Origin of the sequence: Rhodococcus sp. 1R11 (assembly GCF_004563845.1) — a bacterium.
GTDB lineage: Bacteria > Actinomycetota > Actinomycetes > Mycobacteriales > Mycobacteriaceae > Rhodococcoides.
Genome location: NZ_SPNG01000008.1, coordinates 1 through 19,955, shown reverse-complemented (window position 1 = coordinate 19,955; position 19,955 = coordinate 1). Strand labels below are relative to the sequence as shown.

General features: G+C 62.7%; 15 protein-coding genes and 1 pseudogene. 6 read left to right on the top strand and 10 right to left on the bottom strand.

From position 1 onward, the window contains the following. Window positions 1-30 precede the first annotated feature (30 nt). Entirely contained in the window at window positions 31-1,233 is a 1,203-nt protein-coding gene (locus tag E4P29_RS15160) for an FAD-dependent oxidoreductase (protein WP_135045960.1), read from the bottom strand. 240 nt (window positions 1,234-1,473) lie between these two features. Between E4P29_RS15160 and E4P29_RS15155 the strand changes: the two genes are divergently transcribed. Further along, a complete protein-coding gene (locus E4P29_RS15155; RefSeq protein WP_167735492.1) occupies window positions 1,474-2,205 on the top strand; it encodes a dienelactone hydrolase family protein in 732 nt (243 codons plus the stop codon). Window positions 2,206-2,259: 54 nt separating this feature from the next. Continuing rightward, window positions 2,260-3,591: an aromatic ring-hydroxylating dioxygenase subunit alpha gene (locus tag E4P29_RS15150; RefSeq protein ID WP_135045956.1), complete on the top strand. Its 1,332-nt coding sequence runs from the start codon at window positions 2,260-2,262 to the stop codon at window positions 3,589-3,591. A gap of 72 nt (window positions 3,592-3,663) precedes the next feature. Here the strand turns inward: E4P29_RS15150 and E4P29_RS15145 are convergent, their stop codons facing one another. The 6 genes from E4P29_RS15145 to E4P29_RS15120 form a co-directional block, all read right to left on the bottom strand. Next, the gene (locus E4P29_RS15145; RefSeq protein ID WP_135045954.1) at window positions 3,664-5,220 is read right to left on the bottom strand and encodes an AMP-binding protein; all 1,557 of its coding nucleotides are present in this window, start codon (window positions 5,218-5,220) and stop codon (window positions 3,664-3,666) included. Between the two features lie 360 nt (window positions 5,221-5,580). Then, entirely contained in the window at window positions 5,581-6,426 is an 846-nt protein-coding gene (locus E4P29_RS15140; RefSeq protein WP_135046260.1) for an alpha/beta fold hydrolase, read from the bottom strand. 11 nt (window positions 6,427-6,437) lie between these two features. Then, window positions 6,438-6,944 carry an aromatic-ring-hydroxylating dioxygenase subunit beta gene (locus E4P29_RS15135; RefSeq protein ID WP_135045952.1) on the bottom strand — a complete coding sequence of 169 codons (507 nt, stop codon included), beginning with the start codon at window positions 6,942-6,944 and terminating at the stop codon, window positions 6,438-6,440. Continuing rightward, window positions 6,941-8,221, bottom strand: coding sequence for an aromatic ring-hydroxylating dioxygenase subunit alpha (locus E4P29_RS15130; RefSeq protein WP_135045950.1), 1,281 nt, complete (start codon window positions 8,219-8,221; stop codon window positions 6,941-6,943). The genes E4P29_RS15135 and E4P29_RS15130 overlap by 4 nt, the downstream gene beginning before the upstream one ends. After that, a complete protein-coding gene (locus E4P29_RS15125; protein ID WP_135045948.1) occupies window positions 8,218-9,288 on the bottom strand; it encodes an extradiol ring-cleavage dioxygenase in 1,071 nt (356 codons plus the stop codon). Before E4P29_RS15125 ends, E4P29_RS15130 begins: the two co-directional genes overlap by 4 nt. 299 nt (window positions 9,289-9,587) lie before the next feature. Continuing rightward, window positions 9,588-10,787, bottom strand: coding sequence for an MFS transporter (locus E4P29_RS15120; protein ID WP_135045946.1), 1,200 nt, complete (start codon window positions 10,785-10,787; stop codon window positions 9,588-9,590). A 448-nt stretch (window positions 10,788-11,235) separates the two neighbouring features. On the opposite strand from E4P29_RS15120, the gene E4P29_RS15115 reads away from it, so the two are divergent. The 4 genes from E4P29_RS15115 (at window position 11,236) to E4P29_RS15100 (ending at window position 16,860) form a co-directional block, all read left to right on the top strand. Further along, complete coding sequence (locus E4P29_RS15115; RefSeq protein ID WP_135045944.1) at window positions 11,236-12,138, top strand: alpha/beta hydrolase; 903 nt, start codon at window positions 11,236-11,238, stop codon at window positions 12,136-12,138. Between the two features lie 313 nt (window positions 12,139-12,451). Beyond that, window positions 12,452-13,315, top strand: coding sequence for an alpha/beta hydrolase (locus E4P29_RS15110; protein ID WP_209205417.1), 864 nt, complete (start codon window positions 12,452-12,454; stop codon window positions 13,313-13,315). A 999-nt stretch (window positions 13,316-14,314) separates the two neighbouring features. Continuing rightward, window positions 14,315-15,157 (top strand): DNA-3-methyladenine glycosylase, encoded by an 843-nt coding sequence (locus E4P29_RS15105; RefSeq protein ID WP_135045942.1) that lies wholly within the window; start codon window positions 14,315-14,317, stop codon window positions 15,155-15,157. 713 nt (window positions 15,158-15,870) lie between these two features. Continuing rightward, a complete protein-coding gene (locus E4P29_RS15100) occupies window positions 15,871-16,860 on the top strand; it encodes a helix-turn-helix transcriptional regulator (protein WP_135045940.1) in 990 nt (329 codons plus the stop codon). Window positions 16,861-16,971: 111 nt separating this feature from the next. On the opposite strand, the pseudogene E4P29_RS15095 reads toward E4P29_RS15100, so the two are convergent. The 3 genes and pseudogenes from E4P29_RS15095 to E4P29_RS15085 all read right to left on the bottom strand — a co-directional run. After that, window positions 16,972-17,410 (bottom strand): annotated as a pseudogene (locus E4P29_RS15095) (tripartite tricarboxylate transporter permease); the annotation flags it as partial. 84 nt (window positions 17,411-17,494) lie between these two features. After that, window positions 17,495-19,438 (bottom strand): acetate--CoA ligase, encoded by a 1,944-nt coding sequence (gene acs, locus E4P29_RS15090; RefSeq protein ID WP_135045938.1) that lies wholly within the window; start codon window positions 19,436-19,438, stop codon window positions 17,495-17,497. Window positions 19,439-19,850: 412 nt separating this feature from the next. Next, a partial coding sequence (locus E4P29_RS15085; protein ID WP_135045936.1) for an aldehyde dehydrogenase family protein occupies window positions 19,851-19,955 on the bottom strand: 105 nt, incomplete at its 5' end.

Sequence of the window (19,955 nt, the reverse complement as noted above, 5' to 3'; positions counted from 1 at the left end):
TCGGCGACGCGAATGAGCTGGACCGGTTGGTCAGTTGGCGGGGTCGAGACCGAGGACGATGTCGAGGCCGTCGACCGTCGATCCTGTGGTGATTGCTTTGCGGCACTTCATGAACAGGCGTGGATCGTCGACTACCAGCGCACCGACCACTCGGCCTTCGGGAGACGTGTAAATCGCCGCATACGGTGGGCTGTCGACGGCACCTACAGCACGGGCGAGCTCGCCTTCCGCGGGGCGTCCTGCTATCTGGATCCGCTGCCCGTACTGGTCGGACCACACATAGGGCGGCGGTGGGGATGGTGTCACCGGGGCACCTGTTATGGACGCCGCGACGATCGCACCGTGCTCGTTTGCATTGGTCCAGTGCTCGATACGCACGAGCCCGTCGGCGTGCGGACTCGGCCAACGTGCAACATCGCCTGCGGCATATACGTGCTCGGCACCCTCGGCCCGCAGGCGCGCGTCACAGACGACACCGTTGTCGAGAGGCAGGCCGGACGACTCCAGCCAACCGGTCGCCGGTATGGCACCGATGCCCACCACGACGAGGTCTGCGCGCAGCGTCCGCCCGTCGGTGAGAGTGACGCCTTCTACCTGACCATCACCGACCAGGGCCGCGACCCCGACGCCGGTGTGCACCGTCACTCCGTTCAGGACGTGGAGACGGCTCAGCTCGGCCCCCACCACGTCGCCGAGAACATGCGCCATCGGGATCTGCTGCGGCTCGACCATATCGACACGCACACCATGCGACCGCGCCGCCGCGGCGAACTCGGCACCGATGAAGCCCGCGCCGATCACCACGACGTGCGTGGACGTCATCAGCTGCGATCTCACAGTGTGCGCGTCGTCTGCTGTCCGAAGAGTGTGAACCCCCCGCAAATTCTCGCTTCCCGGCAGCGTCCTGGGTGTCACTCCTGTTGCTATGACCAAGTCGTGGAATGGGTACTCCCGTCCGTCCGATGCGATAACGAACCGGTTGACGAGATCCAGGCTCTCCGCCCGGACTCCGAGCCGCAGGTCGACATCGAGCTCGACGAGCTGCTCGTCGCTCAGCAGCGGCACCGGAGCACCGGTCCCGGTGCCCAGCATGTCCTTGGAGATCGGCGGCTTGTCGTACGGGGAGTGACGCTCCTCGCCGAGCATGGTGATGGACTCGGTGTAGCCCATGTCGCGAAGCGCTTGGGCGGTACGGACGCCGGCCACGGATGCACCGACAATCAAAGTTCCCATGGACACGATGTTCGAGCCGAACACGCTGGGCCTCAACGTCGCGTGCCGATGGGTGGAACCGTCGCCGTCGTGCTCGGGGCTCAGGTGACGAGTGCGTGTAGACAGCCCCGCCGCCTGCTACGTCCACGTGCGTTCCAGTGCGCGGGACAGGTCATTCCGGGGCCGGCCACGGAGCAGGACCATTCGAACTCCCGGTTATCCGCGCCTCGGTCCGGCTCGACGACATCAGGAGTTCTGTTCATGGCATCTGCCGTTAGCATCAGACCGCGCGAGGACACTGTCGACTCGCAGCTCGGGTCTGTGGCCATCTCCCAGATCGACCTGGGCGGCATCCCCCGCGGCGCAGTGTTGCTGCTACTCGGCCCCGGAGGCGACTTCGAGTCCGATTCCACTCAGCACCTCAACGACCTCGCGACCCACGGTTACGAAGGCGTAGCAGCCGACCTACGCGGAATCGACGGCACCGAAGACCAACTCGAGAGCGTTGTGGAATCACTATTGGCCCACGTCGCTCGGCGCGGTTGGGAAAGCGAGCAGACAGCGCTCCTCGGATACGGTCTCGGTGGCCGCGTGGCGTTGTCGGCGAGCGCACGCTTCGGGCTCGGTGCGGCCATCAGTGTTTCGCCGACCGCGATTGCCGCAGGTGACGGTCATCTGTCCGCCGCCGTTGCCCGCCTCGCGCCGCTGGTCCGAACCCCGTGGCTCGGCTTGTTCGGCGAGGAAGACCTGACGGCTCCTGCGACAGCCTGCGACGAGCTCGAGACGGTCCTGCGGGAAGACTCCCCCGTCTTCACCCAACTGGTTCGGTACCCGAGTGTCGGTGACGACTTCCATCGGCCGTCCAGTGAGTCGATCGAGATCGCCGCGTCCTACGACTACTGGCAGCGCACGATCGAGTGGCTCAATCTTCGGGTGCAGCCGCGGCTGACCCCCCTCGCGCTCGCCTGGAACGCGCGGCGCTCTCTCTCATGACCTTCGGCAGCCAAGCCCCACACCGACACCGACCCATCAACAGGAAGATGTGACATGTCCGAATACGTACTCGACGACCGCGAAATGCCGCAGTTCAAGGTGAACCGCGAGACCATGATCGACACTGCCGTTCTGATGCAGGAGCAGAAGAATGTGTTCGACAAGAGCTGGCTCTATGTCGGTCACGAGTCCGAGCTGGCGAAACCTCACAGCTTCAAGACGCGGAAGCTGGCCGGACGGCCCATTATTTTCGCTCGCGACGGCAAGGGCGAAATCCGCGTGTGGCTCAACTCGTGCCCGCACCGCGGGGCCATGATCTGCCGCGAGCCCGAGGGCAACGCTCGGTTCATGACATGCTTCTACCACGGTTGGACGTTCAACATCGCCGGCGAGCAGGTCTCGATGCCGGGTGACCAATCCTACGGGGAGAACTTCGAGCGCCCGGGTCTGGCCAAGCCTCCGCGTCTGTCGTCTTATCGAGGCTTCGTGTTCGCGAGCTTCGATCCCGACATCGTCGATCTGGAGACGTACCTGGCCGGAGCCAGGGAGTACATCGACCTCATCGCCGACCAGTCCGAATTGGGCATGCAGGTCATCGAGGGAACACACGAATACTCGGTCAAGGCCAACTGGAAGTTGCTGGTAGAGAACAGTATCGACGGCTACCACGCATTATCGACCCACCAGCGATACTTCGAGATGGTGTCGGCTTCCAGGGACGGCTTGGACTTGTCGTTGGTCGGCAAGGAGCGCGGTATCGCGCTCGGAAACGGGCATGCCGTTGTCGCGTCGCCTCCCGGTTCGGAAGAGCTCCTGGGGCGTCCGCTGTCACCGGAGGGCCACGCCGAACGCGCGGCGCGATACGCGGCTATCGCCGAGAAGCACGGCGACGACTGGGCGACTCGTTTGCGCGGCCAACGCAATCTGGTGATCTTCCCCAATTTGATCATCATCGACCTCGTCATGGGGGTCGTCATACGCAAGATCGACCCGATCACCCCCGACTACATGGAGGTGAGCGCGTGGCACATCGTGCCTCCGGAGGAGGGCCCGGACCTGCTCGCACAGCGACTCGACAACTTCCTGACCTTCTGGGGCCCCGGCGGCTTGGCGTCGCCCGATGATGTCGAGGCCCTCGAGAGTGCTCAGCGCGGGTTCGCGACGTACAAGGAGCTGGGCTGGTCCGATATTTCACGCGGTATGTCCTCTTCGGTCGTCTCCGGCCAGGACGAGTTGCAAATGCGCACGTGGTGGCGGAGGTGGAACGAACTCGTGACGGGCGAGGTGCTGCCCCCCGAGGAGAAAGATCCTCTCGGCCTCCCGTTCAACGGCAAGCGTCTCGAGCTGTCCCCTGCCGACGACGCGGCAACCGCCGACGCCGGCTGATCTCGGAAAGCACCATCGATCAAGCCCGGCCCTCAGTTGGGGGCCGGGCTTGATCGATGGTGCGGACAATGCTTATACGCGGTGCGACGCGATCCAGTCCTGTTCGCGTACGACGCGCTTGAGCAACTTGCCGGAGGCGTTCCGCGGTAGGGCGTTGACCAGCTCCACGGAGGTAGGACACTTGTAACCGGCCAAGTGCAGCCGGGCGAACGCCATTACCCCCTCGACGGTGCATGCACCATCCGTGGTCGGCACCACTATGGCCTTGACGGTCTCGCCCCATCGGTCGGACGGCACACCGATCACGGCCACGTCGGCCACGCCGGGGCATGCCACCAGGACCTTTTCGACCTCCACGGGATACACATTTTCGCCTCCGCTGATGACCATGTCCTTGATGCGGTCGCGGAGGTAGAGGTAGCCGTCCAGTACGTAGCCTCCGTCGCCCGTGCGCAGGAATCCGTCGCCGGTGAACATCTCGGCAGTGCGTTCGGGTGCCTGGAAGTAGCCGCTCATCACCGTTGGGGCCATGACGCAAATTTCACCGGTTTCGCCCGGGCCTACGTCGACGCCGCTCATAGGGTCGATGATCTTGATGACCACTCCCGGGAGAGCACGTCCGACCGACCGCAGTCGTTCGGGGTGCCCGGTATCGAGGTGATCCTCGATCTGCAACACCGAGATGCCGGTGACTTCCGTCAGTCCGTAGAGCTGCACCAGACCACACTCGAATTCCTCGAGGCACCGCGCGAGCAGCGTCGGTGTGATGGGCGACCCGCAGTAGGAGATCACCTGGAGGCTGCTCAGGTCGCGAGCCATCGCGGTAGGCCGCGACAGCATTTCGTTCAGGAGTGTCGGTACCAGCATCATGCACGTGACGGCGTAGCGCTCTACCGCGGTCGCGAGGGCGTCGGCGGACGTGTCAGCGGACATCACGAGGTGTGCGCCCGCACGCAAAGCAATCATTGCAGCGCCGGCACCCCCCGCGTGAAAGATTGGGATGACCACGAGCATGGTCGAGTCGTTCGTGACCTTCATCGCACCAGCGCTCAGTTCGACACCCTTCAATGCAGCGTGGCTGAACAGCGCCCCTTTGGGTAGACCAGTCGTGCCGGAGGTGTACATCTGCAAGGCGATGTCGTCGGGTGTCGGCCCCGGGTGATGTGGTGCGATCGGCTCGTGCTCCGCCAGCCAGTGCTCGTACTCATCGCCGCCGCCGCCGAAATACACGGTGGGGATCGGCGAGGTCGACCACGCGCCGGCCCACCGCTCGGCGAACTCGTGATCGACGAAGGCCAGCGCAGAATTCGAATGCTCGACTATCTGTGCCATCTCCGGTGCCGCGAGCCTCCAGTTGACTGCCGTGAGCACCGTGCCGGCCAATGACGAGGCAATTGCAAGTTCGATGAAGACCGTGCTGTTACGGCCCAGGTAGATGATCCGCGCACCGCGCCCGTGCGACGCCAGACCAGCGGCAAGGCACCGGCAGCGCTCCATCACGGAGGCCCAACTTCGGGTCGTCTCTCCGGAGGTGAGGCACGGCGCGTTCGGGGTGAGCGAGGCCCAGTATGTGCACCGGTCCGCCAGAGTGAGGTCCGGCACGGTGGTCGGCTGCTCGACAGTATTCATGCGGGTCCCATCTTGCGTTCGAGTATCTGCAGCGCATTTGCAACCGACAAACGGACGGCCCCGTACACGGCGGCCTTCCTCGTGGTCGTATCAGTAGTCACACCCACCCGCTTCCTGCCCTTCCGCTCGATCAGGACGATCGAGCGGAGACCACTTCGTCGACGGGGGCTGCGGCACCCTGTCGATCCCCGGCACGAAGACCCCACTCTTGGAAACACCGGACTTCCCGGCTCCGGCCGCCGTGCTGACGGCCCGTCCGCGATGCCCCCCCCCCCCCGACGATTACGTGGTCACAAAGGTCGACGAACTCGAAACCGTTCGGCTACTGACGACAGGAACCCGAGTCGAGCATCAGCGGTTTCACGTGGCCAGGAAAGACGACACCAGTGCGTTGAACTCCGCAGCATGTTCGATCTGGGTCCAGTGGCCGCATCGCCCGAACATGTGCAAACGGGCGTCGGGAATCAAGTCGAACAGACGGGCCGACGTCGATCTCGGAATGACTTTGTCCTCGCGTCCGTGCACGATCAAGGTCGGGCAAGTGATGGAACGGATCGCGTCGTCATCGGTGACCATCGCGTCGACCCAGCGCTGACGCGGAGCAGGAAACATCGCCGCGTAGGACTCGTGAAAACCGGGTTGGATGCTGCCTTGGTAGCGTGCTTCAGCGAGGTCGTCGTCGATCAACGCACGGTTGTGAGCAAAGTAATCGAGCACGCGGCGCATCGCGTCCACGGAAGGTTCGTAACCCCACACTGCGTCGAGGCCCTCGGTGATCTCGAACGGTACACCCACACTTCCCATCAACACCAAACGGTCGATTCGGTCGTGATTCTCGGCGGCCAGGCGAAGGGCCAGTGCGCCACCGAAGCTGTTGCCTACCAATGAATATCGATCGAGACCGAGAGCATCGACGAAGTCCTGGACCTGACCGATCCAGGCGTCCATGACATACCGGTAGTCCCTGGGCCGTTCGCTGTAACCGAAGCCGACGAGATCGGGAGCCAGGACTCGGCGGTCGACAGCGAGCGTGGGTATCGTCAATCGCCAGTTGGCGTAGCCTGATACTCCGGGACCGGACCCGTGAAGAAGAACGACAGGCACACCGCTGCCTCTCCCTTCATCGAGATAATTGGTGTCGATTCCGCCCGCAACGACGCGTTTGCCGATCGCCGGGTTCGCGGCGTCGAAATGGGTGCCCGTCATATCTGAACGAGTCACAGGATCACTCCCACATCACCGGTCGAGCGCAGCGTGGTCATATCGAGTTCGACCCTCTTGGATCGGATCAGAAGTCTGCCGTCGATGATCACCAGCAGGTAGCGGTAGCGTCCGAAGTAGCACATATCCCGACCGGCACGGCTTCGATACACAGCGAACGATGCTTTCACCGACAGCTCGTCTCGGTCCGGAGAGTCGAGTCGGACGTTGGACACGAGGTGCCGCAGGTTCGAATGTGGGTACTCGCGATGTGCCTTACGGCTGTTCAGCCGATCCACCCGCGCACCCATGCGCATCCTGTTGTCGTCTATGAGCATCAGCGACGAGGACGCATCGGCGTCACGGTCGTCGGTCGGAGGTACGACGTACCGGGCATCGTCGGTGTACATCGTGAGCCACTGATCGAGCTTCCAGTCATCGAGTAGCTCCGCCTCCTCGAAGAGCAAGTCTTCGACATCTTGACGCGTGACTTCGGAAATCGCGGAGAGCTGGGACATGTTCATCGCCGCCCGTCCATCTGATCGCGCCAGCGACGCCAGAACGCGCGCATCTGTTCCTCGTCGGTTGCTTTGGGATTGCGGTCCATCCCGCGCGAGATGTCGTTCCACTCGACTCCCCCGCTCGCGAACCCTTGCTGACATGATTCCAGCGCTTCGATGTCGTCGGGAGTCGCGAATCCGCCGGGCCCGAGGAAGGTCAGGAAGCTGTCCAGCCTGCGTTGCCGAACTTCGGGAAGTTCATCCGAGGGTGCCATCTGCCATGCCGTGACGTCGACGTTCGTCGGGGAGGTCGGCATGAATGTTCGCACGGTCAGAGCCATGATGTCGTTGATGATCAAATTAGGGTAGATCAACAGGTTTCGGTTGTAGTCACACATCAGCGTCGCGCGCTCTTCACCGAACTTCTTCGCCAGATCAGCGCGCGCGCTTGCCATTTCCGGCTTCGCATCCTCCCCGAAAAGCGCCTCCCACTTGGCTATTGGTCGCCCCCACGGGCCGCGGTACTCGATTACCGCGTGCCCATTGCCGAGACTTCGCCCCTCTCCGTGCACCCCTTCACCCAAATCCGTGCCGAGGTCGGCAAGATACTTGAAGTAGGTGTCGTGCGTGGGAACGGCATGGTATCCATCGATACTGTTTTCTACCAACAGTTTCCAGTTGGCCTGCATGTTGTACTCATGGGTTCCGTGGAGGATCTGAGCATCGCGTTGGGCGTCGATGATGTTGTCGAGATACGGGCGCGCATCAGCCAGGTATGTCGTCAAGTCGACGATGTCGGGGTCGTAGCTCGCGAAGACGAAGCCCCGGTAGCTCTCCGATCGGGCCGGCCGCGCCAGGCCGAGTTGGCCCATGTCGAGAGTGCCTGCATAGGCTTCGCGGTCCGGGACCCCGACCAGACTACCTTCACTGTTGAAAGTCCAAGCGTGGTAGAAGCACTGGAATGTCTTACTGTTGCCGTTGCCTTGTCGGCACACCACCGCACCACGATGAGTGCAGGTGTTGTGGAAGACGTTGACCTCGCCGGTCTTGGAACCACGAACCATGAAGAGTGGACGTCCACCGACGGAGCGACGTACATAGTCACCGCGATTGGGGACCTCGGACTCGTGTCCGACGTACAGCCACGAGTGGTCGAAGACTTTCCTACGCTCTTCGTCGAAAATCTCGGAGGACGTCATTGCGTCGCGATTTACCCGGAATCGCCCCTGGGCCGAATCCTCTCTTACCAGCGTTGATCCGGAGAGAACGGCGGCGGCCACTGGATCGTCGATTGTTGTCATTCCTGCTCCTCGTAGACGGCAAAGCACTTGTTGGAGTTGAAGACGTCGGAAGGGACCAAGGTGGACCAGGTCAAAGTCAGTCCCAGCTCGGCGACGGCACCGAGCAGGCAGAACCAATTGAGCATCTCGTGCTGTCCGGCGTCGACGATCTCCCGGGTCGTCACGCTCTGCCAGGCTTCGAAGTCGCCGACAACCAATGCGTCGTAGAGCTTCTGATCGGCGGCCGTGTCGGGCCTTATGTGCCAACCCCTGTCGTGCAGAAATGCATGAGACCAACTCGACGACGCCACCATCGCGATTCGCTTGTCCGTGTCGCGATACGCGCGGGCAACAGCGCGGCCCAGATCGAAGCACCGTTTGGGAGACGGACCTGCCGGGTCCAATTGCTCGACAGCAATGTCGGCAAATCTGGTGAAACCGCCACGGCGCGCTATTGCGTGCTCGCCGTAGCAATTGACAGTCATCGGCACTATCGGATACGGAAACCCTCGGCCGACGTTGTCGTAATCCAGAAATAGCTGTGTGTTCATGATGGAATGCGGAAATTTCTCGCCTTCGCGTTTGCGGTAGGAGTACGCCATGTCGAATCCGTCGACGAGCAATGCGTCGACCAGTGAGCGAGAGGCGGCTGCGTCTCCATGCAGAACGAAAGTCGAGTCCTTCGGCAAGCCCCAGTAGTTCGGATTGCCCTGTTCGTTCACCATCGTGAAGGGATGGACATCGAGATCGTCGTAGGCGAGCACGCAGAACGGCGGCACGACCTCCTCGCGGAAATTCTCGTATTGATCGTCGCCCCATACGACCACCAGGTCGGGTTGGAAGGCATCGAGCGCCTCCCGGCATTTTGCGAGGTTGACTCGCAACGCATCTCGATGTCGAGCGGCGGCAGCGGCCCCATCGTCGTCGGACCAGTCCGCGACCATCGATGCCGGCCAGTTCGCCGTGTCCTTCGCTTCGTCGGGGATGTCGGGGTCCTGCAGCGTCCACCGAAGCACGCCCGCCATGTGCTCGTCGTCGCCGATGATCATGGGGTAATGGGTCATCCCAAGACCGAGGAAAGCACTCATATCGGGAACCTTTCACTTTACGTATTTCGACGACGCACAGTCGAGACTGCTGCGAAATTAATTGCACAGCAACATGTTCGATATACACCGTTCCGGTGGTCGGAATCAGTGACCTCTACAGTGGTTACCACCTGGCAGTTGGAACGTCTTCACTCGCGATCGCTCTTCATCCGGATATCTCGCTGACCGACTTCTGCCGATTCGAACAGCTTTCACCGATGACTCCGGTCCATTGCAATCACCGGATGGATCCGAGGTCTCATGACAGGTAGCCGGCACGCGGTCCTACCAGATTTCGATCAGCTCACCGGGCGCGGTATTCCTGGGGACGCCGTCAGGCCGTTGTTCTTCGTCCGGCTACCCGAGGTGATTGCGACACAGAGAACCAGTAGGGCGGATGCGGTAAGTGCGGCACCGGCCCAGATAGGTGAGGTGTAGCCGAAGCCGGCGGTGAGGGTAAGGCCGCCGATCCAGGCACCGAGGGCATTGCCGAGGTTGAATGCGCCGATGTTGGCGGCCGAGGCCATCGTCGGTGCCTCATCACCGAACGTCATGACACGCATCTGCAGGGCAGGAACACTGCCGAAGGCGGCGGCTCCCATCGCCAGCAGCGCGACGATGGTGGCAGGCCGGCTGTGCGCAGTGAGCGCAAACCCCACCAAGCTCACGGCCAGAGCGGCGATGAACACGATCAGCGCCCGGTCGACCGACCGGTCCGCGGCCTTGCCTCCGACGACGTTTCCGATGAAGCCCCCGACACCGAAAAGCACCAGGAGCCACGGCACGGTCGAGGAGGCGAATCCCGAAACCTCTGTCAGCGTGAAGGCGATGTAAGTGAACGCACCGAACACGCCACCGAATCCCAGGATGGTCACTGCGATCGACAACCACACCTGCAGGCGAGTGAATGCCCTCATCTCGCGCCGCAGGCTCGGGGCCGACTCGGCCTGCATATCATCTCTGGGTGCCAGGACAGCGATGCCGGCCGTGGCAATCACCCCGATGAGCGTGATCGCCCAGAACGTCGCTCGCCAACCGAACTGCTGCCCCAGTAGCGTTCCGAACGGCACCCCTAGAACGTTGGCTGCAGTGAGCCCAGTGAACATGAGGGCAATGGCACCGGCTTTGCGATGGGCAGGAACCATGTTGGCGGCGAACACGGACCCGATACCGAAGAACGCTCCATGACACAGTGCCGCCAGAACTCGACCGCCCATCAGTACCGCATAGCTCGGGGCCAGCGCCGACAGTAGGTTGCCTGCGATGAACAGACCCATCAACCCGATGAGAACGGCTTTGCGTGGAAGCCGCGTCACCGCCGCCGTCACGACGAGTGCGCCCACGACGACAGCGAGGGCGTAGCCGGAGATCAGCCATCCTGCGACGGCTTCTGTCACGGCGAACTCCGTGGCAATGTTCGGTAGGAGCCCCATGATGACGAATTCGGTCAAGCCGATGCCGAATGACGCGATCGCCAGCGCGATCAAACCCTTGGGCACGGGGCCCCTCTCAGTAGTGTCGCGAGCGCCTGTAGCGCGCAGGCAACTGATTCAACGGTTCGGTCATTGCTCGAATTCGATCTTCCGGACGAGCGATCGAGGTGACAATCCGCTGTTCCATTCGCTGGAAGTGAGCCTGAGGCGGTCGCGAATCAGTCGTGGCACCCCGACGTTCCAGCCATCGGAACCGACAGCCGACGATCCTTCGTGCTGGTACCTAGGATCGCGTCGACCACCCCAGTCACCACTCGAAAGATCAGTCACCTCAGGCCGTCGGGCGAATCGAGCAGTACACCGAGCTACACGCCGGCTCCTCGGAGGAGCACTGGCCCTGTTTTCGAGAAGTAGCCCGGGACAACAGATAGCGATTGCCCCACCCCTGATGGTCGACCTATCCATCTTCGGGGTCGAGGTCAGCCGCGAGCATTTCCTACCAATTGGAGGCCTGATGGACATCCGCACCGGCATCGCCAAATCCGGCGAGCTCGACATCGCCTACGAGGACATGGGCGACGTGAACGACCCCGCGGTTCTCCTGATCATGGGGTTGGGTGCGCAGTTGGTTTACTGGCGCACGGGTTTTTGCGAGCGTCTGGTCAATCAGGGGTACCGCGTCATCCGTTTCGACAATCGCGACATCGGGCTCTCCAGCAAGCTCGATGGCCTTGACACGGGCGCGAAGCTATTGCCCCGACTGCTGCGTTTCCAGGTCGGACTGCGAAACGCGGCCGGCTACACACTGGAGGACATGGCCGACGACGCTGCGGCGCTGCTCGACCATCTACAGATCGAGAAGGCGCACGTCGTCGGCGGGTCGATGGGCGGAATGATCGGGCAGATTTTCGCAGCCACGCATCAGCACCGCACCAAGACTCTGGGCCTGATCTTCACCAGCAATAACCGGGCGCTGCTGCCCCTGCCGGCTCTGAAACAGATGCGGGCGGCGACGACGCGGTCCAAAGACACCTCGCGCGGGGGCGTCATCGCCAACGCTGTGCGGACCGCAAAGATCGTCGGCAGCCCGGGCTACCCAGCGTCGGAGGAGCAGATGGTCGCCGTTGCCACGGAGGCATACGACCGTTCTTACAACCCCGACGGAGTCGCGCGCCAGTACGCCGCCATGCTCGGCACCGGCAGCCTGGTGCGCTACGACAAGAAGATTACCGCTCCCACAGTGGTGATTCATGGGCAAGCAGACAAGATGATGCGCCCCACGTGTGGCCGTGCGGCCGCCAAGGCAATTCGTGGGTCCCGTTGGGTGACGTTCGCTGGGATGGCCCACGACATACCCGAAGCGCTGTGGGATGACATTATCGGTGAACTGACGACCAACTTTTCCAAGGTGCGCTAAGCAGCGAAGCCACCTCGGATCCGGTGGACTGCGCTGCCGCTCCGACCGCCATGACAAGACAACAGCGAGATCGTCCGTGTTCAACCCACCATGTTTGTTGCTTCGGCGCGCGCGATCCGATGTTACCGCTACCCCTCGGGTGCGCGAGCCAACCTGGATACTGTTGCAACAGTTGACAATTGCCAGGGATGAACGAGATGGGCGACCGTGACGTCGGCGTGGGGCGTCGGGGCCACGCGTTCCATCGATCGGAACCGAGCTTGGACGCATAGCTCGGCAGGCCCGATGATCGTCCTCGTTGAGGAGGTCTGAAATGACAATGACTACGGCGAAGACGGTCACCACCCGAAATGTGACCGTTGGAGACCATCGATTACTGCTGAACGAGGCGGGAGATCCTTCCCGCCCGGCGGTGCTGTTCCTGCACGGGTCCGGGCCTGGAGCGACGGGCATGTCCAACTGGTCGGCCGTGCTGGGCGACCTGAGCGACGACTACTACTGCTTGGCACCCGACGTCCTTGGATTCGGTGACTCGACGCACCCGAATCCGCCTCCCCAGGGCCTGGCTGCGTTCACGACTGCGCGGGTCGACAGCCTCATCGCGTTGCTGGACGTGCTCGGCTTGGAACGTGTTACCCCCGTCGGCAATTCCATGGGAGGGATCTGGTCGCTCGAGCTTGCTCGAAGGATTCCCGATCGCCTCGACAAAATCGTGCTCATGGGATCGGGCGGTGCACCGATTCCTGCCGGGCCTTCGATTCCGGCGCTCGCCGGGTTCTACCAGAAGCCCAGCACCGAGGCGATGACCGCACTGCTCGAGGCGTTCGTCTACGACCCGTCTTTGTTCGGAAATGAGCTCCGCCAAGTGGCGGAACGCCGGATGGCCCACGTGTCGAGGCCGGATGTGACGCGATCCCACGTCGCCACGTTCGCCGGTCTCAACGCTTCCGACCCGTGGTCACTGACGCCCGACGAGGCAGCTGCTATCACTCACGAGGTGCTGATCGTTCATGGCCGTGAAGACCGGTTCGTTACCTTCGACTCGGCGCTGTGGTTCTTCGAACACTTGGCCAATGCCCGGCTTTACGGGATCGGCAAGTGCGGTCACTGGACTCAGATCGAACAGCATCAGCGTTTCGTGACGGCATTGCGCGAATTCCTGTCGGATCGGCTTTGACAAGCTGGGTCTGTTTCTGGCGTCAGTCGTCGGTCCAGGAATAACGCACTGCCGGGCGTTGTCGACCCCTGACGCCAGGGACACGGATCCGATCGAAGCGGCTCTTCACCAAAGGCTGATTGCGGGTCCACCAAGCGCCCGCCCGATGAGCTCCATATCGCGCTCAGCTCGAAACTCGAGGAGAAGTCAGTTTCGAGCGCACAGAAATACGAAACTCGGACCGGGTACATCCGGCTCTGCAGCCATCAACAAAATACGATCGGGCACAACGCCCAACACGATATTCCTCACTCAGGGTCGGGACCCACGAGGAGCTGAACGTTTGTGCCCACATACCGGCTCATCCCTGAATCCGACTTCGCTCGGAGATGTCCATCCTGCGGCGGCCGCTGTCAGGCAGAAGTGGTGCAGCGGGCGGTGATACCAACCGACAACATCACCAGCGACTATGCAGCATGCATGACGTGCCGATGGGAAGGATTTGCGGACATGACCATTCGGTAGAAGTCGAGCATACAAACGTTCGACCGACAACGGGATCAGACCGACCCGCAATTGTATGCTCGGTCTTCGTACACGGCTAAGCAAAGAGCGTGGCCCACCGTGTCCGGAGAATCTCGAGTCCGACGAGAAATGCTGGGGTGCAGTCTTTACCACAGAGGGAGCGACGAAGACATCGTGATCGAGTTCGGCCTCACATGGCCCGTCCGAGAGTCAATCCCGGGGCATCGGCAAAGGTCCGCGAACTCCTGGCACCCGTCCGGTCAAGAAGTTTCCTCGGGCGAGTTCGGCATTGCGACAGGCTGGACCCATACTCGATTCGACTGCGAAATCGATGCAGGAAAGCTGAACATTCTGACCTGTTCAACATGTCAGAATGTCGACACCGAGAAGGAGAGACTCATCAGCGCGAGCGGCCCCGGCTTCTTCCCACTACAGGTCCGCGACACCCTGACGGCCGACGGATTCACCATCGCTCTGCACGAGAAGGCCTGATTCATGACTCGACTCGAGAGCATTCACGAGATTGCCGGGCCCTGGTCGCTCGAGACCAGCAAGCGATTCTGGGAGGGTTTCACCCCCGGCAGACTCGTATCCCAAACGCCGACCGCGGGCATTCACACCGCCTTTCTCTGCGATACCGACTGGCAACGAGTCGATGCCGTCATCACCCAGGACGGGCCGTCTGTCCGCATAGTCGTCGAGGGCCAGGGCGAGCTCGACGCCGCGACCGAGCAGGTTCGTCGGCTGCTCTCGATAGACATCGATGGACGCGGTTGGCCCGACGTCGCGGCGCGCGATGGGGTCATTGCCGATGCACAGGCACAACTCAGTGGGTTCCGGCCCTGCGGCTTCTTCTCGCCCTACGAAGCGGCCGTGTGGTCGGTGCTGACGCAACGCCTGCCGATACAACAGGCGGCGGCGATCAAGACGCGACTCACGCAGCAACTCGGTGATGATGGAGCCTTTCCGTCTCCAGCAACCCTGCTCGCAGCGTCACTCGATCTGCCCGGGCGCAAGGCCGAGTACCTGCAAGCGATAGCCGAGGCCGCTCTCGACGGCCAGCTCTCCGGCTCCCACCTGCGCTCGTTGCATTGGACCGAAGCGTTCGTCCAGGTGCAGACGATCCTGGGCATGGGACCGTTCTCGGCCGAGCTCGTGGTGATTCGCGGGGCGAACTTCCCAGATGTGCTGCCGCGCAACGAGAAACATTTGAGCGACGAAATCACCAAACGCTACGGCACAGGACGCTCGATCGACGAGATCACCGAGGGGTGGAGACCGTTCCGCTCGTGGGCAGCAGTGCACCTACGCGCCCTGCGGGCGCTACGGAGTGAATAGACGACTCCAAGGCACTCGCAGACAACGTGAAGGTGCGGACGCACAGCGTCCGCCCCGCTGCCTCGTCAACCGCGACAACGGCCAACGGATCGGACAAGCGTGTCGTGTGCACCATCAGGGGCCCGAGCCCCGGACCGGCTGTACGAGCGACGAGAAATCAAATGGATACATGTGCGGAATAGGACCAGTTGGACAGCCTCCGTCGACCTGAGTTTTGCAGGTTTTGCAGTCCACACCGTGCACCGACACTGGGACAGCGGAATGCAACCGGCTGAGCCGGCCGGTCGGCCAGTTGTCCGGGTACACCACCACAGTCGCCTACCATCGTTGACTTTCATCGAACGGCCGCAGTACTGTAGTTGTTGGATTGCCGGACAATCAGTTGTGAGATGGGTGCAGGCATGTCTGTATTCGTGTTCGTCAAAGAATGGCTGGACGCCAATGTGGCCGTCCTCAGCCAGAATCAGTAGACCGCCAGTGTTCGCGGCCCCGAGGCACTCGTCGGACTGGCGTCATTATCGGTCGATGCGCGGCGCATCGTCGGACCTACCGCGTACCTCTCGTTGCACTCCCCGGTCCTCGAGAGTTCCGTTGCGACCATCGGGCGTGCCCACAGCGCGTCGACGAATGTGGCCGTGAGGCGTCGTGATACAGCGCGACAGAGCGACGATTCGATGCTTTGATTACTGAACGGATAGCACTCGAGGAGTGCCATGACTGATCTCTACACGCAGGTTCTCACCGATGTGTCCTACGCAGCGGGATGCGCCGGCTACGCCGATGCCGGCAGGGACGTTCTGACGCTCCTGCAGCAGGGAACGCACCATGAGGCTGCGGCGCTTCTGGCTTGGGACAGTTCTCGACGGCGGCATCGACCGATTGCCAGCGCGGGCTACCGCGCCGAGACTGTTGAATTTCTTGGCGACCCATACATGGCATCGGATGAAAATCGCGTCTTGGAGATTGCGTCCGGCCCGGTGCGGATAGATGACTTGCCGAGTTACCGCGATACCCCCACGTTTTGCGAGGTGCTGGGCCCTGCGGGATTCCTGGACGGTATGACGACTCGTCTGTACCGCGAAGACGGGGCTTATGCGGGGATGCTCCACGTATCGGCCACATCGGCCGGTACATTCGATCATCGAGCGCAAGAACTTGTTTCGGCGTTGTCGACGGTACTTTCCCGCCTCACCCTCGCCGACCGCCCGCCGGCTCTGCTGCCCCCGGCTCCCGAAGGTGCCATGGTTGGCGTGATCGACCGCCATGGACAGCTGAGGCCGGTCGATGGCTTCCCAGCCCCCGGCGCAGTGGTCGACCCCCGCTTCGGCGCGGTCGTCGCACGGTTCTTGCGGTCGTTGAACCCGGCCATGGTCGGCCTGTGGCCCACTGATCACAAGTGGTCGTCGGTGACGCTGACACGCGTTGTCGACTCGGGCCTGCACGAGGCCGCCTTGGTCCAGGAGGTCCTGGTGGACCCCATTCCGTATGGGCTGTCCGCCAGAGAACTCGACATCCTGTCGGCAATGGCGTCCGGGCATTCCAATCGCGAGATCGCCGTACCGCGGTCGATCTCGGTGCGGACGGTGACATCGCACGTGGAGAGCATCCTGCGCAAGATGGATGCCGGCTCACGCGCGAGCGCCGTGGTGGCCGCCACGCAGCAGAAGCTGCTGCGCCTGGACTGCGCTCAGTCGATGATCTGATCCAGGGGTTCTTCGATCACGAAGCGCTCGAGGACGTTGCCGGTGGAAGGACGCTGTTCACCCGGCACCGCCGAGCTGCAGCGTTAGGCGCAGTTGACGTTCCACTCGTGGTCCGATGGTGAGAAGCTCGCGATCAACGTCCAGATCAGTAGTGATCCCTTGTCGAGACAACGTCGGTCCGGCCTGAACTTCGTACGACGCCAACGCGGCAAGCATGACTGTTGCAGTTGCATTCGCGGGAAGACGCAAGGACAGGATCGGCGCGAGGGTTCCTGCCGCAGAGGCATTGTTGCCCGCCACCGGCTTTGCGACACCCTCGATGAAACCCTTGCCGAACTCCTCCGGATGCTTGGACACTTCGTTGTCGGTGATGTACGACAGAGATGTCGGCAGCTCGGTCCCGCCGGGCGAAGCGCGCCGAACGGAATTTGTACGCGGTACTACGCAACCACGGCTTCCATGATCGCTTCCAATCGCTCTTGCCCGTCAGACGCGCGGCGGGAATCACCTCGGACTGCCTATGGCGCAGTGCTGAAGAGGTCAGGGCGTCGGACTATCTTTTGTTGGAGGTGAGGGAGCCGATAGCAGTGCAGTGCTCATGGCTGCGAAGGGGATCAGTTGTTCTTCAACTACTTCAGCGTCCCTTCTTGATTCCCTCGAACACCTTCGGGTCGACGAGGGTGGAGACGTCGCCGAGTTCGCGGCCCTCGGCCACGTCGCGCAGGAGGCGGCGCATGATCTTGCCGGATCGGGTCTTCGGCAGCTCCGGCACGATGGAGATCTCGCGTGGCCGGGCGATCGGTGAAATCTCCTTCGAGACTTGAGCTTTGAGTTCCTTGATGAGTTCGTCGCCGGTGTTCTCCATACCTGCGCGCAGGATGACGAACGCGACGATGCCCTGACCGGTGGTCTCGTCGGCGGCACCGACGACAGCTGCTTCGGCGACACTGTGATGGCTGACCAGGGCCGACTCGACTTCGGATGTCGAGATGCGGTGGCCGGAGACGTTCATGACGTCGTCGACGCGGCCGAGGACCCACAGGGCTCCGTCCTCGTCGTACTTGGCACCGTCGCCGGCGAAGTACCAGCCCTCTTCGGCGTAGCGGGACCAGTAGGTGTCCTTGTAGCGGTCCATGTCGCCCCAGATGCCGCGCAGCATCGCCGGCCACGGCTCGGAGAGAACGAGGTATCCGTTGCCGCCGTTGCCCAGTGGCTTGGCGTCGTCGTCGACGATCTTGGCCGAGATACCCGGCAGTGGGGTCATCGCGGAGCCGGGCTTGGTGGCGGTGACGCCGGGCAGCGGGGAGATCATGATCGCGCCGGTCTCGGTCTGCCACCAGGTGTCGACGATCGGTGCGCTGCCGCCGCCTACGACGTCGCGGAACCAGCGCCATGCCTCGGGGTTGATGGGCTCGCCGACGGAGCCGAGCAGGCGGATCGAGCTCAGGTCGTGTGCCTCGGGAATCTCCTTGCCCCACTTCATGAACGTGCGCACCAAGGTGGGGGAGGTGTAGTAGATCGACACCTTGTACTTCTCGACGACGTTCCAGTGCCGGTGCTCGTCGGGCGAATTGGGCGTGCCCTCGTAGACCACCTGGGTGGCGCGGTTCGAGAGCGGTCCGTAGACGATGTAGGAGTGTCCGGTGACCCAGCCGATGTCGGCGGTGCACCAGTAGACGTCCGTGCCGGCCTTGTGGTCGAAGACGTTGTGGTGGGTGTACGAGGTCTGCGTGAGGTAGCCGCCGGAGGTGTGGATGATGCCCTTGGGCTTACCCGTCGTACCCGAGGTGTAGAGGATGAACAGGGGGTGCTCGGCCGGGAAAGGCTGCGCCTCATGCTCTTTCGACGCCTTCGCGACGGTCTCGTGCCACCACAGGTCGCGTCCCTCGGTCCAGGCGACGTCGGAGTCGGTGCGCTTGACGACCAGCACGTGTTCGATCGAGGCTGCCCCGTCGACTGCTTCGTCGACGGTGTCCTTGATGGGAGCGGGCTTGCCGCGTCGCCACTGTCCGTCGGTGGTGATGACGAGTTTGGCTTCGGCGTCGTCGATGCGCGAGCGCAGTGCGGTGGCGGAGAAGCCGGCGAAGACGACCGAGTGGGTCAGGCCGAGGCGAGCGCACGCGAGGATCGAGACGATGGCCTCGGGGATCATCGGCATGTAGATCGCGACGCGGTCACCGGACACGAGACCGAGGTCGGTGAGGGTGTTGGCGGCCTGGCTGACGTCGGCGAGCAGATCGGAGTAGGTGATGTCGCGGCTGTCGCCGGGTTCGCCTTCCCAGTGGATGGCGACCTGGTCGCCGTGGCCGTCGATGACGTGGCGGTCGACGCAGTTGTAGGCGACGTTGAGTTCGCCGTCGGCGAACCATTTGGCGACGGGGGCGTCGGACCAGTCAAGGACTTCGGTGAACGGGGTGTGCCAGTGCAGCCGGCGAGCCTGCTCCGCCCAGAACCCGAGTCGATCCTTCTCCGCGGCGGCGTACAGATCTGCCTGAGCGTTCGCCTGCGCCGCGAACTCGGCCGACGGCGCGTAGGAGGCAACCGCGGTCTCGTCGCTTCCGGAAGTACTGGTCGTCATCTCGAATAGCTCACTTTCGTTCACGCGTTTCTTGCCATGCAAGTCTGGTGTCGTAAGGTTTCAGGCCAAGCGGCAGATGTAGGGAGAAGCCTCAGCGCTGCTAGAGATGCGGCAGCACGAGTTTCCGACGCGCTGGCGGCAAACTCACGGACTCGGCGCGAACGGAACTCAACTCGGGTATTCCACCGGCTTCGGCGATCGCCGGCGTCTCGGTCCTGTCCACCGTTGTTGTCGTGTACCTCGTGTTCCGCAGCCACGGGACACCGCTGGAGAGCAGCATGGTCGACTGGGACAAAAGGTGTGGCGGGCAGACAAAGCACGCGGACTGACAACTTTCCTCAGTCCGCGTGCTCTGTTCTACCGACGGATCAGCCACACGCCCAAACGTCGGGGCGCGTGACTGTCCCCGACCTCAGGGTTGACGCAGGGTACGAATCAGCTTCTTGTTCGCGAATTCGTCGATCCCATGACGCCCGAGCTCACGCCCGAAACCCGAACGCTTGACGCCACCGAACGG